Here is a 16804-nt window from a genome sequence, read left to right as displayed (position 1 = left end):
CCCTTGTGGCCTTCCTGGGTCTTCTGCCGGTATTCCCCGTGGGTGGATAAGTGGGCGGGTGACTCGGCGGTAGACGAACCTCCATCTTGACGCCCCCATCCACGTCGACAAGTGATTGACAGGACTCAGCAAGCCCCCTATTCTTGCCGGCTACATTTTTAGGCGCCGATTTGTACCCGGATTGCGGGCGCCCGTGCCATGACACTCACAAGGTGTCAGCGCATGAAGTGCAGCTAAAAGGGTGTGTCCAGCGTTGATGGCCACCCGCCAGGGTGGCCTTTTTTTTGGACACCCCTCGCTCTTGCCTGCCCTCTGCCTGACCTGCCCATGGTCCTGCCCGCCCCCGGTCACTCGGTGCCCACCCGGTGGCTGACATGATACGACTGACCAACCTCTCAAAGACCTTCGGCACCGGACCACGCGCGGTCCAGGCGCTGAAAAACGTCAACCTGCATGTGCCTCGCGGACAGATTCACGGCGTCATCGGCCTGTCGGGCGCTGGCAAGTCCACCCTGATTCGTTGCGTCAACCTGCTGGAGCGCCCTACCACGGGCACCGTAGAAGTCGACGGCCAGGAGCTGACCGGGCTCGCAGGGCCGGCCCTCAACCAGGCCCGCCATCGCATCGGCATGATCTTCCAGCATTTCAACCTGCTGACGTCGCGCACCGTGTTCGACAACGTGGCGCTGCCGCTTGAGCTGATGGGCGTCAAGGGAGCGGAGATCAAGGAACGTGTCACGCCTCTGCTCGAGCTGGTTGGCCTGGCGGACAAGGCCAAGCAATATCCCGCCCAGCTGTCCGGCGGCCAGAAGCAGCGCGTCGCGATTGCCCGGGCCCTGGCCAGCCGGCCACAAGTGCTGCTGTGCGATGAAGCCACCTCAGCGCTGGATCCGCAGACCACCGCCTCCATTCTGGAACTGCTTCAGGACATCAACCAGAAGCTCGGACTGACCATCCTGCTGATTACCCATGAGATGGAGGTGGTCAAGACCATCTGCCACCGAGTCGGCCTGATTTCCGGCGGCGAGCTGGTCGAGGAGGCCGATGTGGGTGACTTCTTCACCTCGCCACGCACGGCCCTTGGCCGCCACTTCCTCAATGACTTTCTCGAGCTGGAGCCGCCACGGGAGCTGATCGACCGACTCGAACCCCAGGCGGGCGAGCACACTCACCCGGTGGTACGCCTGGCCTTCTCCGGCGATGCAGTATCAACGCCATTGATCTCGCGCCTGGCCCGGGAGTGCGGAGTAGACGTCAGCATTCTGCAGGCCAAGGTCGAGTCCATACAGGAGCGCACCCTCGGCCTGATGATCGCCGAACTGATGGGAGGTGCCGACGACACTCGCCGCGCCCTCGACTATCTGCAAGCCCATGACCTGACAGTGGAGGTGCTCGGCCATGTCCAGCGCGATGTTTAATCTGATTCTCGAAGCCACTCTGGACACGCTGTACATGGTGGCGGTCTCGGGCATTCTCTCCGCCCTGGTCGGCATCCCGCTGGGCGTCCTGCTGTACGTGACTCGGCCTGGCCAGATCCTGGCACAGCCGGTCCTTCAGTCGGTGCTCGGCATCGTGACCAATATCGGGCGCTCGATCCCCTTTATCATCCTGATGGTGGCCATCATTCCGTTCACTCGCATGCTGGTCGGCTCCTCCATTGGCACCAATGCCGCGGCCGTCCCCCTGACCATCGCGGCCATTCCCTTTATTGCACGTCTGGTGGAGGGAGCACTGAACGAAATCTCTCCCGGCCTGGTGGAAGCCGCGCAGTCCATGGGCGCCACGCCCTGGCAGATCATTTCAAAAGTGCTTCTGCCAGAAGCACGTGGCGGCATCTTTACCGCATTGACGGTCACCGCCGTCACCCTGGTCAGTTACTCCGCCATGGCCGGAGCCGTTGGCGGCGGCGGATTAGGCGACCTGGGCATCCGCTATGGCTACAATCGCTTCAATCCAACGATCATGCTGATCACCGTCGCTATTCTGGTCGTCATGGTGCAAGTCTTTCAAAGCCTGGGCGACTATCTGGTGCGCAAGAGCAACCATAAATGACCCTCAGCAACATATAGCGAAAACGAATTAGCAAAACCCTTGTTATTCCATTATCATCGCGGCACACGTCATCACCGCCTATGGGAGACACCGATCATGCGCAAGACATTGCTGGGCGCCCTTGCCCTTTCTACCCTGTCACTGGCCATCAGCCAGGCCAACGCTGACGAGCACAGCATCAAGGTAGGCACCGTAGCGGGCCCGGAGACCGACGTCATGCAGGTCGCCGCCGAGCTGGCAGAAGAGCGTTATGGCCTGGACGTGGAGATCATTGAGTTCACCGACTACGTGACACCCAATGCCGCACTCGCCGACGGCAGCCTGGACGCGAACGCCTACCAGCATGAGCCGTACATGAACGCCATGGTCAATGATCGGGGCTATGACTTCGCCATTGCCGGACGCACCTTCGTGTACCCCATCGGCGCCTATTCCGAGAAGTACACCAGCATCGACGAACTGCCGGAGGGCGCCACCATCGCCCTGCCCAACGACCCGTCGAACGAAGGCCGCTCGCTGATCCTGCTGCACAACGAGGGCCTGATCACCCTCGATGATCCGGAGAACCTCGAGGCCACACCGCTGAACATCGTGGAAAATCCCCACGACTTCGACTTCCGCGAAATCGAAGCGGCCCAGCTCCCCCGCGTACTGCCGGATGTGGACATGGCCTTCATCAATAACACCTTCGCTCAGCCCGCCGGCCTGACCCTGGAGGACGCGCTGGTCAAGGAAGGTCCCGAGTCACCCTACGTCAACATCATTGCCGTGCGTAGCGGCGACGAAGACAGCGAAGCCATTCAGCAGCTGGTCGACGCCTACCAGAGCGACGAAGTCGCTGCCAAGGCCGAGGAACTGTTCAAGGGCTCCGCGGTGCCTGGCTGGAAGTAACCCATACTGGCTCTTCGAGGCCGGCCAATGCTGATCAGCATGGTCGGCCTTTTTCACTTCTGCAGGACGGAATCAAGACCCTCATGTCATCCTATGACCTTCTGGTGCGTCAGCTCAGCGCCCTTCTCGACAGCGATGATTGGCTGACCAACGCCGCTCAGACCAGCGCCTTTATCATGCAGGAAGTCGAAGCGCTGAACTGGGCAGGCTTCTATCTTCACAAGACGCCACAGGTGCTGTCGCTTGGCCCTTTCCAGGGCAAGCCAGCCTGCCACCCCATTCCGTTCAACAAGGGGGTATGCGGTGCGGCGGCCCGAAGCCTTGAGACCCAGCGCGTCGACGACGTGCATGCGGTGGCGGACCACATTGCCTGCGACAGCGCATCCCGCTCCGAGCTGGTCGTCCCGATTCTCGATGCCGCAGGCCAGCTGTGGGGAGTCCTCGACCTGGACAGCCCACAGCAAGGGCGCTTCAGCGCCGACGACCAGGCAGGCATCGAGCGCCTGGTAGAGGTCTTTCGGCAGGCCAGCGGGCTGAGTTCTGAGCTCTGAGTTCTAAGTTCTGAGGCCTAAGTCTCACCACATCGCGGCCACCTCAAGGGCAGTGACGCCTCCAGGGCGTACTGCCCTACTCTGCCCGCCGCTACCCCTTCCGCCTGCTCTCTCGTCACCACGCCTCTCGTCAGCGAGGGCATCCTGGGGCTTTACGAGGGACCACTGACAGGAAGCGGCGCGCTGAAGACACAATGATCCACCAACGAAAAAGGCCCCGAGCAAATAGTGCTCGGGGCCTTTTTCTGGAATCTGGTAGGACCAGGCGGATTTGAACCGCCGACCTCCACGATGTCAACGTGGCGCTCTAACCAACTGAGCTATGGTCCTGCTGTATAACGCTAACTGCGGCTACTGACTGGTAGGACCAGGCGGATTTGAACCGCCGACCTCCACGATGTCAACGTGGCGCTCTAACCAACTGAGCTATGGTCCTGCAAAGATCAGCCTTGCTATTACTGCATGTGCCACTACTACCTGTACCACTACAACAGGCACCGGCACGAAATGTGGCAGAAATGCAAAATGGTAGGACCAGGCGGATTTGAACCGCCGACCTCCACGATGTCAACGTGGCGCTCTAACCAACTGAGCTATGGTCCTACACTGTCCATCCAGAGGAACGAATTACCCTTGAGCAACCTTCCTTTACTGGACCTGTCCGGGCGACGCCTTGAAGGGCCTCATCCCTGACAACGGATGCGAATTCTACGGGATCGTCAGAATAATGCAAGCCCTTGAGTTCACCGAATGATTTTTTCTGATGGAGCCTGCTCGGCCATGCGCTTTGCCCTCCCCCAACATGAACCACGAGCACCGGGTGAAGACCATCGCCAACCACTGCCGAGTTCGTTTACGATCACCAGATATCGCTTAGGGAACGCCTGAGATGAATCAGCAACAGCGTCAGGATGCCATCATCGACCTGGTCAGCCGCCAGGGGTACGCCAGCATCGAGCAGTTGACCGACCACTTTGGCGTGACACCGCAGACGATCCGGCGCGATCTCAATGCACTGGCCGAAACGGGACGCATCAGGCGTGTTCATGGTGGCGCCGGCCTGGAATCCAGCACCGTCAACACCGCCTACGCCACCCGCAAGACGCTTAACCTGGATGCCAAGCGACGGATCGCCGCCAGCGTCGCCCGCCAGGTACCTCATCACGCCTCGCTGTTCATCAACATCGGAACCAGCAACGAACTGATCGCTGAAGCGCTGCTGGAGCATCAGGGACTGGAAGTCATCACCAACAACCTGAACGTGGCGTCCATCCTCCACCCCAAGGAAGATTTCAAGGTGATCGTGGCTGGCGGCCAGGTTCGCCCGCGGGATGGTGGAATCATCGGCGAAGCCACCATCGACTTCATCCATCAGTTCAAGGTCGACATCGGCCTCATCGGTATCAGCGGGATAGACGAGGATGGCTCACTGCTGGAGTTCGACTATCAGGAAGTGCGCGTCGCCCAGGCCATCATCCAGAATTCACGACAGGTATTTCTTGCCGCTGACCACTCGAAATTCCGCCGCAACCCCGTGGTGCGGCAAGGCAACGTCGCACAACTCGATGCGTTGTTCACCGACCGTCAGCCACCAGAGCCCATTGCCCGCCTTCTCAGGACACATGACGTGGCCCTGCACATCGCGTGACTCGCCTGTCTCCGCGGCCTGAGGCGAGCCTCCATGGTCGTTTTTCGCGCATGCATTTGTTCGTTAGCCAACATCTGTCTATGCTTATTTTCGAATCCGAAACCCTCTGAACCGTTACCGCCTCTGGCCAAGCGTACGTTCATCCACCACGCTGAAGTCGTCATTCGCGTTTCAGGAAACCTTGCCCATGCAACGCCCCTACATTCTTGCCTTCGACCAAGGGACCACCAGCTGTCGCGCGATCCTGTTCGACCAGGCGACCCGTATCGTTGGCATCGCCCAGAAAGAGTTCACCCAACACTACCCACAGGCGGGCCGTGTTGAGCACGACGCGATGGAAATCTGGGGCTGCCAGATGGGGGTGGCCCGGGAGGTGCTGGAAACCCAAGGGGTCAAACCCAGTCAGGTCGCGGCTATCGGCATCACCAACCAGCGTGAGACTACCCTGGTCTGGGACCGACACACCGGCAAGCCGATCCATAACGCCATTGTGTGGCAGGACCGGCGCACCGCTCCCTTGTGCGATGCGCTCAAGGACAAGGGGCTTGAACAACATATTCGTGACACCACCGGGCTGGTGGTGGACGCCTACTTCTCCGGCACCAAGATCCGCTGGATACTCGATCAGGTCGACGGTGCCCAGCAGCGAGCAGAAGCCGGCGACCTCCTGTTCGGTACCATGGACAGCTGGCTTTTGTGGAATCTCACCCGTGGCGAACAGCATGTCACCGATGTCTCCAACGCATCACGCACCATGCTGTTCAATATTCACTCCCTGGAATGGGATGCTCGCCTGCTGGAGGCTCTCGATATTCCGCTGGCCATGCTGCCGCAGGTCAGGTCATCCAGCGAGGTCTATGGCACCACCGCCAAGGAAATGTTCGGCGGGGCGCAGATCCCCATCGCCGGTATTGCCGGGGATCAGCAAGCGGCGCTGTTCGGCCAGGCCTGCTTCGAAAAAGGCATGGTCAAGAATACCTACGGCACCGGCTGCTTTTTGCTGATGAATACCGGCGATACCCCCGTACCGTCGCCGTCAGGCCTGCTGACCACTGTGGCCTGGAGCCTGGACGGCAAGGTCACCTATGCCCTGGAGGGCTCGATTTTCATCGCCGGCGCCGCCATTCAGTGGCTGCGGGATGAACTCAAGATGATCGACGCGGCCGAAGACTCCGAATACTACGCCAGCAAGGTCGAGGATGCCGACGGCGTCTATGTGGTACCGGCCTTCGCGGGTCTCGGCGCCCCCTACTGGGACATGTACGCCCGAGGCGCCATCTTCGGCCTGACCAGAGGCTCGAGCAAGGAACATATCACTCGCGCCACCCTCGATGCGCTGGCCTACCAGACCCGCGACATCATCGATGCCATGCAGGCCGACTCGGGCATCACCCTGAAGGCACTCAGGGTCGACGGAGGCGCGGTGGCCAATAACGTCATGATGCAGTTCCAGGCGGACATGCTCGCCGTCAACGTGGAGCGTCCCCAGGTCATCGAGAGCACGGCGCTCGGCGCCGCTTATCTGGCCGGCATTGCGGTCGGGCACTGGAGCCTGGAGCAGCTTGCCCACAGTGGCGATATCGAACGCACCTTCTGCCCGGCGATGGCCGAAGAGGAACGCGAGCGGCGCTACAAGGGTTGGAAGAAGGCCGTGCGGCGGACGATGAACTGGGAGCGCGACGACACCTGACACCTCCAGGGAGGCGGACTCATGCAGCTGCGTGATACCCATGTGCAACGGCTCAAGACCGAGCACTTCGATGTAATGATCGTCGGGGGCGGCATCAATGGTGCCGCCAGCGCGGCCGCCCTGGCGGGCAAGGGCGTCAAGGTCGCCCTGATCGACCGGGGCGACTTCTCCGGCGAAACCAGCCAGCATTCCTCCAATCTGGTCTGGGGCGGCATCAAGTACATGGAAAGCTATGACTTTGCCCTGGTCAGAAAACTCTGCAAGAGCCGCAACCATCTGATTCGCAGCTTTCCCTCGACAGTGCAGGAGATTCGCTTTCTGACCACCGTCGACAAGGGCTTCCGGCATCACCCACGCACACTATGGCTCGGCACCTGGCTGTACTGGCTGATGGGCAATGCCTTCACCCGGCTTCCGCGCTATCTCAACCCCAAAGGCATCAAGGCCAGGGAGCCGATCGTCGATACCGGCAATGCCGTGGGTGGATTCGAGTACTCTGACGCCTATCTACACGACAATGACGCCCGCTTTGTCTTCAACTTCGTGCGCACCGCCCTGGACTATGGTGCTGCCGCTGCCAATTATGTCGAGTCCAGGGGTGCCAGCCGCCAGGGCGGGCACTGGGTGGTCGATGGCTGGGACCATCAGGCGCAGACCTCACTGCGCATCAATGCCAGCGTGTTGATCAACGCCTCGGGCCCCTGGGTGGATGACCACAACCAACGCAGTGGCCAGGTCACCGAGCACCACCACGCCTACTCAAAGGGCATCCACCTGATCGTGCCGCGGCTGACCGATCACCATCGAGTGCTGGCCTTCTTCGCCGACGATGGCCGGCTGTTCTTCGCTATTCCCATGGGCCCCCGTACCTGCATTGGTACCACCGATACTCGAGAGCAACGCCCGGAAGTCGCCGTCACCGACCAGGACGTCAGCTTCGTTCTCGACAACATCAACAAGCGTCTGACGCTGGAGCGTCCACTGACGCGCAGCGACGTCATTGCCAGCCGTTGTGGCGTGCGTCCGCTGGCGGTCAAGGCCAGTGCCGACGGCCAACGGGATTTTCTGCAAATGTCACGCAAGCACGCCATCGACACCTCAGGCGAGGATCGTCATATCAGTATCTTTGGCGGAAAACTCACCGACTGTGTGAACGTCGGCGAAGAAATCGTCGCGGAAGTCGCCGCCCTGGGCGTCAGCATCCCTGACCCGGATGCACGCTGGTATGGAGAACCCCACGCGGATGATCGACGGGAGTTCATGCACCAGGCACGCCTGCTCGAACTGGACACGATGACGCCGGCCTCATCCAGCGAGGCACTGAGCACGCGACTGTGGCGCCGCTACGGCCTGAGCGCCTTTGGCATGCTTGATCAGATCCGCAGAGATCGCCGACAAGGGGAACTGCTGATAGCGGGCACCGAGTACCTTCGCTGCGAGCTGGAACATGCCGCCAGCAAGGAGATGATCACCCGGATGGACGATTTCCTGCGCCGTCGCTCGAAGATTGCGCTAGTGGTGGACCACGAAAGCCTGCGCGACGCCCCCGGCCTTGAAGAGGCCGCGCGCATTCTTTTCGGCGACGACGCCCATGAACGCCTCGAGGAATACTTCTCGAGTGCCACATCGACATCGCGCGAACGGGCCTGAGCGCTTCAAAGGCGCTCCTTGACCCTATCGTTAAAGGTCGAAGGCCGTTAGGCTCGTCATCATCACTGTTGCGCCGAGCCAGGGAAGTGCTGAGTAAATGTAGCGAGCGATGTCAGGTCGGCGACTGCCGGGACGGAAAGACCGGAGTTTACATGCGGTTAAATGAGGATCTTGAGTACCGCCAGCCGCCGAGATGTCGAGCGCAGTAATTTACGCAGTTTTTCCCCAGTGCGCCGGACCGAAAAGGACCCCTGCATGCTCTCCCTTGTCATCGATGCCCTTCTGATCGCGGTGGTGACCATCGTCGCCGGCGCCACCCTGATCGCCAGGATTCCATCCCACTGGTGGTGGCTCAGGGCCTGTGAGTTTCCCCGTGTCCAGATCGGACTCATCGGGCTGTTCTGTGCTTTGGCGAGCCCGCTGGCGAGCGACTCCCTGACCCTCTGGATTGCCACAGCCGGTCTGGTCGTCTTTGCGATCCAGGCTTTCTATGTACTGCCCTGGACACCGCTGTGGCCGGTGCAGGTCATGGCCGCCAAGGGCGACGCCCCAGAGCGTTGCCTGACGCTGTTGATCGCCAATGTACTGACGCCGAACCGGCGCAGTGACGACCTGCTCAAGATCATTGCCGAGCGTGCCCCGGACATGGTGCTGACCCTGGAATCCGACCAATGGTGGGGCGACAAGCTCGATACCGGCCTGGCAGACGGCTACCCCCATGTCGTGCGGGTCCCGCTGGACAACCTCTACGGCATGCACCTGTATTCTCGCCGCCCGCTGATCGACCCCCAGGTCAAGTGGCTGATCCAGGATGACATCCCCTCGATCCACTGTGAGGTGGAACTCGAAAGCGGAGATCGCATCCGCTTCCGCGCCCTTCACCCCAGGCCACCGGCACCGAGCGAAAGCGAGGAATCGCTGTGGCGCGACGCGGAGCTGTCGCTGGTCGCCGAAGAGATCCACCAGAACCCGGTGCCGACGCTGGTGGCGGGCGACCTCAACGACGTTGCCTGGTCACGCAGCACGCGCCTGTTCTGCCGCGTCAGCGGCATGCTGGACCTGCGGCGCGGGCGCGGCATGTTCTCGACCTTCCATGCAGGCTACCCGTTCCTGCGCTGGCCGCTGGACCATGTCTTCGTCAGCGAGCACTTCACCCTTGCCAAGATGGAGCGGCTGCGGGCCTTTGGCTCCGACCACTTCCCGATCCTTGCCACCGTCTGCTACCGCCCTTCCAGAGCCGACGAGCACGACACCCCGGACGCCGACAGCGAAGAGCATCACGACGCCCGTGAAACCGTCGAGGAGGCCAGGGAGCGCGATCAGTCGAGTTGAGCTCCCGCCGTCCAGGCGATATCCCTGTCGCGGTAACAAGAGTGGCGGTAAAACGTGTGGCGAAAAAGCCCGGGGCGATAGACCGGTAGCGATAGCCCGATAGCGATAGAAAAAACAGAAAAGATAGAAAAGGTAGAAAGAGAAGCGCCTTGCCGTCGTGGCAAGGCGCTTCTTCAAGGGCGACATGTCCACCGCGCCTTCGTGCCCCCTATTCGGGAATGCCCCCTTGGGTAAGGGCGACCGGATCAAGCAGGCGCTGCAGCTCCTCACGTCCCAGCTCGGTTTCTTCCTCGGCCACGTCAATGATCGGGCGCCCTGCCTGGTACGCCTTCTTGGCAATCGCCGCCGCGGCGTTATAGCCGATCACCGAATTCAATGCCGTCACCAGGATGGGATTGCGCGCCAGCGGCTCTCTCAGGTTGTCCTCGCGCACCTTGAAGCTGGCAATCGCCTTGTCCGCCAGCAGTACCGAGGTTTGGGTCATCAGGGTAATGGCCGTCAGCAGGTTGTTGGCGACCAGCGGCAGCATCACATTCAACTGGAAATTGCCGCTCTGACCGGCCACGGTCACCGCAGCATCAAGCCCAATCACCTGGGCTGCCGCCTGGGCCGCCGACTCGGGAATCACTGGATTGACCTTGCCTGGCATGATCGAACTGCCCGGCTGCAGGGCCTCAAGCTCGATCTCGCCAAGCCCAGCAAGCGGTCCAGAATTCATCCAACGCAGATCATTGGCGATCTTCATGACCACGCAGGCCAACCCCTTGAGCTGTCCCGACAGCTCGACGGCCGCATCCTGTGACCCCAGACTGGCAAAGAAGCTGTCGTTGGGACTCAGCGTCAGTCCGGTCAGGCGTGACAGCTCTTCCGCCATGCGCTGCGCAAATTCGGGATGGGCGTTGATGCCCGTGCCCACGGCGGTCCCCCCCTGGGCAAGGCGACAAAGCCGAATCAAGGCACTGTCGAGGCGTTCGATGGCCTGGCCTACCTGACTGGACCAGCCCCCCAGCTCCTGACTCAGTCGCAGCGGCATGGCGTCCATCAAGTGGGTGCGCCCGGTCTTGACCACACCGTCGAGCTCGTTGGCACGCCGATCAATCGTGTTACGCAGGTGCACCAGTGCCGGGCGCAAGCGGCCCGTGACCTCAAGGGCAGCCGATAGATGCAGCGCCGTCGGGATGACATCGTTGCTCGACTGGCCCATGTTGACGTGATCGTTGGGCCCCACTTGAAGGTCATCGCGACTGGCCAGGTGGGCGATGACCTCATTGACGTTCATGTTGCTGGAGGTGCCAGAACCGGTCTGAAACACATCGATTGGGAATTGGTCGTCGTGGCGTCCCTCGATGATCTCATCGGCCGCCTCGATAATGGCCTGCCCTCGCGCATCATCCAGCAGGCCGAGGGCCACATTGACCACGGCGGCGGATCGCTTGATCCGCGCAATGGCATGAATGAAGGCGACGGGCATGGCCTGCCCGGATACGGGAAAGTTATTGACCGCACGCTGGGTCTGGGCGCCGTAGAGAGCACCGGCGGGAACCTCCAGTTCCCCCATGCTGTCGCGTTCGATACGTGTCTGCGTCATGGATCACTCCTGATCGATAGTGGCAAGGGTCACGGTCTTCTCCCCCATCCTTCACCATGGTGGCGCCAAGGCCTGCTTGCAAGCGTCATCTCGCTGTCACTGTGCCCTGTCATCGTTGTGCCCATGCGCTAGCGGTGAAATGCCCGGTCCGATCGGCTTAAAACGCATGCACTGTGCCACTTCACGTTTTCCCGCACCTATCGCCAGACTCAGCCCACACACATGTTGCGATGCACAAAACGCTCTGCTATTGTGCACTGCAACAGAAGACACCCAGGCAGCGACCTACAGGGCAACTCCCACGGTCCGGCCTAGCGTGAGTTCGATAACCCAGGAGGTTCTGATGATGCGCACTTTTGACGCCAAAGCACTGTTCAACAACGAGCAAGTCGAGACTCTGTTCTTCGGTCCGGCTCGCGCCTACGCCAACCTGACTGTCGACTTCGCCGAGAAGCTCGCCAGCGCTCAGCTGGACGCTGCCAAGGCTTACGCCGAGACCGGTCTGGCCCAGGCACGCGCCTTCACTTCCGTCAAGGATGCAGAAGGCCTGCGTTCCTACATGGAAGGCCAGCAGAAGGTCGCCAAGGACCTGACCGAGCGCATGAAAGGCGACGCCGAGAAGGTCGTGGCCCTGCAGCAGGACTTCGTCTCCAAGAGCCAGAAGCTGGCCGAAGACAACGTCAAGGCAGCCACTGACACTGCTACCAAGGCGACCGCCAACGCCAAGTAATTCGGCAACGGCACTCGCCTGAACGACGCCAGTCGTTCATCAGCGGCCCCCGATCTCCATCGGGGGCCGCTTTGCGTTAAGCTGATGGGGCACAGGGCCTAATGACATGAAAAGGAGACCTCGCCATGAAGGCATTCCCCCTGCTGTCACGCGCAACCCCACTATGGGCCGTCATGCTGCTGGCCGCCCTGCTGACCGGCTGCCAGGGCATCAGTACGACGGGCACGACTCGCGCCCCAGACGTGATCGATATCGGCGAGCCGGATGTGACAGTGGAGCAGCCAGGCCCGAGGGATGACCAGCCCACCGCCGACCAGGCCCGGGTCCCGCGTGAGATTCCTTTCCCTGAGGACGTCTACGCCAAGCTTCCCAAGAGCGGCAGTGCGGTGCTGTCGGGTCGCCTCACGCTCAACACCGACGCCGGGCCGGTGATCGGTGCCAACGAGACCGTCTCACTCGCCCCCATCACCAAGTATTCCGCCGAAGCGGCGGCCCAGGCGCTGGCAGGCCGTGCGGTGGAACGCGCAGATCCGCGGGCGCGGGAGTACACCCACACCACGCGAACGGACGGCAATGGCTACTTTCAGCTGCGAGACCTTCCCCCTGGCGACTTCTACGCCTCCGGGACGGTGGTGGACCCCGCCACCGGCATGCGCCAGATCGTGATCAAGGAAGTCTCGCTAAGCAACGGCGGGCACAGTGAACTGCAGTTGAGTCGGTAAGTCGACGGCGGCAACCCGATTGCCGCCTCTACCAATCCAGAGCGCGCTTGACGAAAGGGATCGTCAGCTTGCGTTGCGCCGACAAAGAGGCGCTATCCAGTACGTCAAGACAGCGAAACAACTCGCCAAGCTCGCGGGGACCACGGTGCAGGATATAGCGCGCGACTTCGCCGGGCATTTCCATGCCCCTCACCCGGGCTCGCAATGTCAGCGCGCTCATGCGGTCCTCGTCGGACAAGGGTCGCAGGTGAAAGGTCATGCCCCAGGTTAGCCGTGACGCAAGATCCGGCAGCTGGACATCAAGCTGCCGGGGGGGCCTGTCCGCCGCAATCACCAGCCGCTTGCCGCTGTCACGCAGGCGATTGAAGGCATGAAATAACGCCTCTTCCCAGCGCTTGCGCCCGACCACTCTGTCCAGATCGTCGATGGCCAGCAGATCGAGCCGCTCGATATCCTCCAGCATCAATGGAGGAAAGTGCCCGAGTTCTTCCAGGGGCAGATACAGCGTCCTGAAATCCCGGCCCGAAGCCTCATGGCACGCCGCCTGGAGCAAGTGGCTGCGCCCGCCCCCCTCGCCGCCCCACAGATACAGAAACGACTCCCCATCGTCCTCGAACTGCTGACGCAGGCATTCGACCACGGGGCTGTTACCCCCCGCGTGATAGTTCTCGAAGGTGGCATCATCACGCAGCCCAAGCCCCAGGGGCAGCTGTGCAGGAGACCGGCTCATCGCACGTCCTCGTCGGCATTGGCTGCGGGCTGGCGAGCGCCGTCACGTCCCTGCTGATGGGCATCGTACAACGACGAGTTCTTGTAGGTTTCATGCAGGTAGCGCAGCACGACCATCACCATGGCGGCCACCGGCAAGGCCAGCAGCACCCCGGTGAAGCCAAACAGCTGGCCACCGGCAAGCACCGCGAAGATGACCGCCACAGGATGTAGACCGATCTTGTCGCCCAACAGTTTTGGCTGCAGCAGCGTACTCTCTACCAGCTGCCCGAAACCGAACACCAGCGCCACCCCCAACAGAATCAACCAGTCGCCGAACTGGAAAAATGCCACCACGCCAGCCACCGTGATGCCGACGATGACGCCCAGGTACGGAACGATACTGGCCAGCCCCGACAGCAGGCCGATCAACAGGCCAAAACGCACACCCAGAAGGGTCAGGCCTACCGCGTAGATCACCCCCAGGCACAGCATGACGATCAACTGCCCGCGCAGGAACGCCGCCAGCACCTCGTCACACTCCTTGGCCAAGCGCACGGCGGTGGGCTCCCACTGTCGCGGAAGCAGGCGCCGCACCTTGCCTACCAGCACGTCCCAGTCCAACAGCAGGTAGAAGGTCACCACCGGTATCAAGGCCAGGTTGGCCAGCCACCCGGCCAACACCAAGCCGGAGCGAGACACCTGTGCCAGCACACTGGCGGCCAGTGTGCCGGTTTCTTTCCAATTGGCCAGCAGCGCCTGGCGCAGCTGATCGAAGTCGGTGCTCAGGTCGAGACCGGTCCAGGATTGGAGCTGAGGCAGTACCGTGCTCTGAACCCAGTTCAGGATCGCCGGCAGAGCCTCGGCCAACTGACCAATCTGCCGCCCGAGCAGCGGCACTACCAGCAGCAGGGTCAATCCCACCAGCAGGGTCAGCAGCACAAACACGACCGCCACCGACCACTGCCGCGACAACCCGCGATCTTCAAGGCGATCGGCAATCGGGTCCCCCAGATAGGCCAGCACCATGCTGACAAAGAACGGCGCCAGCACCGGTTCGATACTCACAAAAAACCACAGTACGGCAGCTGCGACGGCGACGACGATCCACCACTGCTTGTTCATTCGCTGTTCCCCAAGAGACCACGTTTCCATGTGATGACGGGCCGGCCATGCATCATGGCTGCGACGGACGGTGCACAGTGCTACAATCCTCGCCCCCAACGTGCCCATTGTCTCACGTTCGCCCGGTGGTGCGCACCACGCCCGCGGGTCGACCGACTCCACAGGATCTGTCATGACCGACTCCTCCTCTTCCAAGAAAGCCTCGCTCAGCTACAAGGATGCCGGCGTAGATATCGACGCTGGCAACGCTCTGGTTGACCGCATCAAGGGTGTGGCCAAACGCACCACTCGCCCCGAGGTGATGGGCGGTCTCGGTGGCTTCGGCGCGCTGTGCCAGCTGCCCACCGGCTACCGCGAGCCTGTTCTTGTGTCCGGCACCGACGGCGTCGGCACCAAGCTGAGACTGGCCATGGACCTCGGTCGCCACGACACCATCGGCATTGACCTGGTCGCCATGTGTGTCAACGACCTGGTGGTGGCGGGAGCAGAACCCCTGCTGTTTCTCGACTATTACGCCACCGGCAAGCTTGACGTCGACATTGCTGCCGACGTGGTGACGGGCATCGGCGCCGGCTGCGAGCAGGCGGGCTGTGCCCTGGTGGGTGGTGAAACCGCCGAGATGCCTGGCATGTATGAAGGCAGCGACTACGACCTGGCCGGCTTCTGCGTGGGCGTCGTGGAAAAGGACGAGATCATTGACGGCTCCAAGGTCGGCGCGGGTGATGTCCTGCTTGGCTTGACCTCCTCTGGCCCGCATTCCAACGGTTACTCACTGATCCGCAAGATTCTGGAAGTGTCTGGAGCCAAGCTCGACACCGACATCGACGGTCAGCCGCTGGGTGATGCCCTGATGGCCCCCACCCGGATCTACGTCAAGCCGCTGCTGGAGCTGCTGCGTCATGACGACTATCAGGTCCATGCCCTGTCGCATATTACCGGCGGCGGCCTGCTCGAGAACTTGCCCCGCGTGCTGCCGGAGCACCTGACGGCCCATGTCGACACCAGCCGCTGGCAGCGCCCCGCCGTGTTCGACTGGCTGCAGCAGCAGGGCAACGTCGACGAACATGAAATGCACCGCGTGTTGAACTGCGGCATTGGCATGGTTCTGGTGGTGCCTGAGGCACAGGCCGACCAGATCAGAGCCCATCTGCAGGCCCAGGGTGAAGGCGTGCACCGTATCGGTGTCATCGCCGAGCGCCAGGGTGATGAGGAGCAGGTACAGCTGGAGCAGTCCGGGTCATGAGTGACGGCGTCAACGATGGAGAGCTGAACGGTTTCACTCCCGAGCAGGCCTCCCTGCCCAGAGTCGTCGTGCTGATTTCCGGCGGCGGCAGCAATCTTCAGGCACTGATCGATGCGCAGACCCACGATGAGCTGGGCGGCGAGATCGTCGCAGTCGTCTCCAATGTTGCCGATGCCCATGGTCTCAAGCGGGCTCGGGACGCAGGCATCGACGCCGTCGCGCTGCCCCATCGCGAGTACGAAAGCCGCGATGCCTTTGATGGTGCGCTGATCAAGGTGATCGAGCGGCATGAGCCTGACCTGGTGGTACTGGCAGGCTTCATGCGGATCCTGACGCCGCGCTTTGTGCAGCGCTTCCTGGGCCGGATGCTCAATATCCATCCCTCCCTGCTGCCTGCCTATCAGGGACTGCACACCCATGCCCGCGCGCTGGCCGACGGCGTTGCCGAGCACGGCTGCAGCGTGCACTTCGTGACCGAAGAGCTGGACGGTGGACCGGTGGCTATCCAGGCGGCGGTCAAGGTGCAGGCCGATGATGATGAAGCCAGGCTGAAAGAGCGTGTGCTCAGCCGTGAACACCTGATCTTCCCAATCGCGGTACGCTGGTTCCTGGAGGGACGGCTACGCCTCGAGGGCGACATTGCCACCATCGACGGCCAGCCTCTGCCGCCAGGGGGCATGCGCCTGTCTCATGAGGATGCCGCCGAAGAGCTGGACGAGGATGAGTAACAGCGCCACGCCATAAGCTTGCCGGACGCCAACTCCGTCAGCGCCCACGCTGTCTGGCGCCACGAGCTGCAGTCGAAAAAGCCCGCTGACATGGTCAGCGGGCTTTTTTCGCTACCCAGCGCTGATACGGGCCAGCGCTCTTCAGC

General features: G+C 61.9%; 15 protein-coding genes and 3 tRNA genes. 12 read left to right on the top strand and 6 right to left on the bottom strand.

Annotated elements, in window-relative coordinates; translation table 11 throughout:
• Positions 1-374 precede the first annotated feature (374 nt).
• The 4 genes from KUV72_RS17335 to KUV72_RS17320 all read left to right on the top strand — a co-directional run bounded on the left by KUV72_RS17335 (position 375) and on the right by KUV72_RS17320 (position 3494).
• A complete protein-coding gene (locus KUV72_RS17335) occupies positions 375-1418 on the top strand; it encodes a methionine ABC transporter ATP-binding protein (protein ID WP_222163336.1) in 1044 nt (347 codons plus the stop codon).
• A complete protein-coding gene (locus KUV72_RS17330; RefSeq protein ID WP_206944596.1) occupies positions 1399-2052 on the top strand; it encodes a methionine ABC transporter permease in 654 nt (217 codons plus the stop codon). Before KUV72_RS17335 ends, KUV72_RS17330 begins: the two co-directional genes overlap by 20 nt.
• A gap of 96 nt (positions 2053-2148) precedes the next feature.
• Entirely contained in the window at positions 2149-2943 is a 795-nt protein-coding gene (locus KUV72_RS17325; RefSeq protein ID WP_206944598.1) for a MetQ/NlpA family ABC transporter substrate-binding protein, read from the top strand.
• Between the two features lie 83 nt (positions 2944-3026).
• Positions 3027-3494: a GAF domain-containing protein gene (locus KUV72_RS17320; protein ID WP_222163338.1), complete on the top strand. Its 468-nt coding sequence runs from the start codon at positions 3027-3029 to the stop codon at positions 3492-3494.
• A 253-nt stretch (positions 3495-3747) separates the two neighbouring features.
• On the opposite strand, the gene KUV72_RS17315 is transcribed toward KUV72_RS17320, so the two are convergent.
• From KUV72_RS17315 to KUV72_RS17305, 3 genes are all read right to left on the bottom strand, one after another.
• Positions 3748-3824, bottom strand: a tRNA-Val gene (locus KUV72_RS17315).
• A gap of 29 nt (positions 3825-3853) precedes the next feature.
• Positions 3854-3930: transfer RNA gene (locus KUV72_RS17310), tRNA-Val, on the bottom strand.
• Between the two features lie 90 nt (positions 3931-4020).
• Positions 4021-4097: transfer RNA gene (locus KUV72_RS17305), tRNA-Val, on the bottom strand.
• A 286-nt stretch (positions 4098-4383) separates the two neighbouring features.
• Between KUV72_RS17305 and KUV72_RS17300 the strand changes: the two genes are divergently transcribed.
• From KUV72_RS17300 to KUV72_RS17285, 4 genes are all read left to right on the top strand, one after another.
• Positions 4384-5142 (top strand): DeoR/GlpR family transcriptional regulator, encoded by a 759-nt coding sequence (locus KUV72_RS17300; protein WP_222163339.1) that lies wholly within the window; start codon positions 4384-4386, stop codon positions 5140-5142.
• Positions 5143-5329: 187 nt separating this feature from the next.
• Complete coding sequence (glpK, locus tag KUV72_RS17295) at positions 5330-6832, top strand: glycerol kinase GlpK (protein WP_222163340.1); 1503 nt, start codon at positions 5330-5332, stop codon at positions 6830-6832.
• Between the two features lie 21 nt (positions 6833-6853).
• Positions 6854-8482, top strand: coding sequence for a glycerol-3-phosphate dehydrogenase/oxidase (locus KUV72_RS17290; RefSeq protein ID WP_222239214.1), 1629 nt, complete (start codon positions 6854-6856; stop codon positions 8480-8482).
• A gap of 255 nt (positions 8483-8737) precedes the next feature.
• Positions 8738-9814 (top strand): endonuclease/exonuclease/phosphatase family protein, encoded by a 1077-nt coding sequence (locus tag KUV72_RS17285; RefSeq protein WP_222239213.1) that lies wholly within the window; start codon positions 8738-8740, stop codon positions 9812-9814.
• 208 nt (positions 9815-10022) lie between these two features.
• Here KUV72_RS17285 and KUV72_RS17280 read toward each other — a convergent pair whose 3' ends face one another.
• Positions 10023-11402, bottom strand: a complete 1380-nt coding sequence (locus KUV72_RS17280) for a class II fumarate hydratase (protein ID WP_222239212.1) — start codon at positions 11400-11402, stop codon at positions 10023-10025.
• Positions 11403-11748: 346 nt separating this feature from the next.
• Between KUV72_RS17280 and KUV72_RS17275 the strand changes: the two genes are divergently transcribed.
• Together KUV72_RS17275 and KUV72_RS17270 are read left to right on the top strand one after the other, a co-directional pair.
• The gene (locus tag KUV72_RS17275) at positions 11749-12132 is read left to right on the top strand and encodes a phasin family protein (RefSeq protein ID WP_206944765.1); all 384 of its coding nucleotides are present in this window, start codon (positions 11749-11751) and stop codon (positions 12130-12132) included.
• A gap of 125 nt (positions 12133-12257) precedes the next feature.
• On the top strand, positions 12258-12854 hold the full coding sequence (locus KUV72_RS17270) for a carboxypeptidase-like regulatory domain-containing protein (RefSeq protein WP_224852073.1): 597 nt from the start codon (positions 12258-12260) through the stop codon (positions 12852-12854).
• A gap of 28 nt (positions 12855-12882) precedes the next feature.
• Here the strand turns inward: KUV72_RS17270 and hda are convergent, their stop codons facing one another.
• A complete protein-coding gene (gene hda / locus KUV72_RS17265; RefSeq protein WP_222239211.1) occupies positions 12883-13584 on the bottom strand; it encodes a DnaA regulatory inactivator Hda in 702 nt (233 codons plus the stop codon).
• Positions 13581-14687, bottom strand: coding sequence for an AI-2E family transporter (locus KUV72_RS17260; RefSeq protein ID WP_206944613.1), 1107 nt, complete (start codon positions 14685-14687; stop codon positions 13581-13583). The genes hda and KUV72_RS17260 overlap by 4 nt, the downstream gene beginning before the upstream one ends.
• Positions 14688-14859: 172 nt before the next feature.
• Here KUV72_RS17260 and purM point away from each other — a divergent pair, with 172 nt between their 5' ends.
• Both purM and purN read left to right on the top strand, forming a co-directional pair.
• The gene (gene purM, locus KUV72_RS17255; protein ID WP_222163344.1) at positions 14860-15930 is read left to right on the top strand and encodes a phosphoribosylformylglycinamidine cyclo-ligase; all 1071 of its coding nucleotides are present in this window, start codon (positions 14860-14862) and stop codon (positions 15928-15930) included.
• On the top strand, positions 15927-16658 hold the full coding sequence (gene purN, locus KUV72_RS17250; RefSeq protein ID WP_222239210.1) for a phosphoribosylglycinamide formyltransferase: 732 nt from the start codon (positions 15927-15929) through the stop codon (positions 16656-16658). The genes purM and purN overlap by 4 nt, the downstream gene beginning before the upstream one ends.
• Positions 16659-16804: the final 146 nt, after the last annotated feature.

This window comes from Halomonas sp. DP4Y7-1, assembly GCF_019800705.1.
In the GTDB taxonomy this organism is placed as follows: domain Bacteria; phylum Pseudomonadota; class Gammaproteobacteria; order Pseudomonadales; family Halomonadaceae; genus Halomonas; species Halomonas litopenaei_A.
This window is presented reverse-complemented; position numbering and strand designations above follow the sequence as displayed.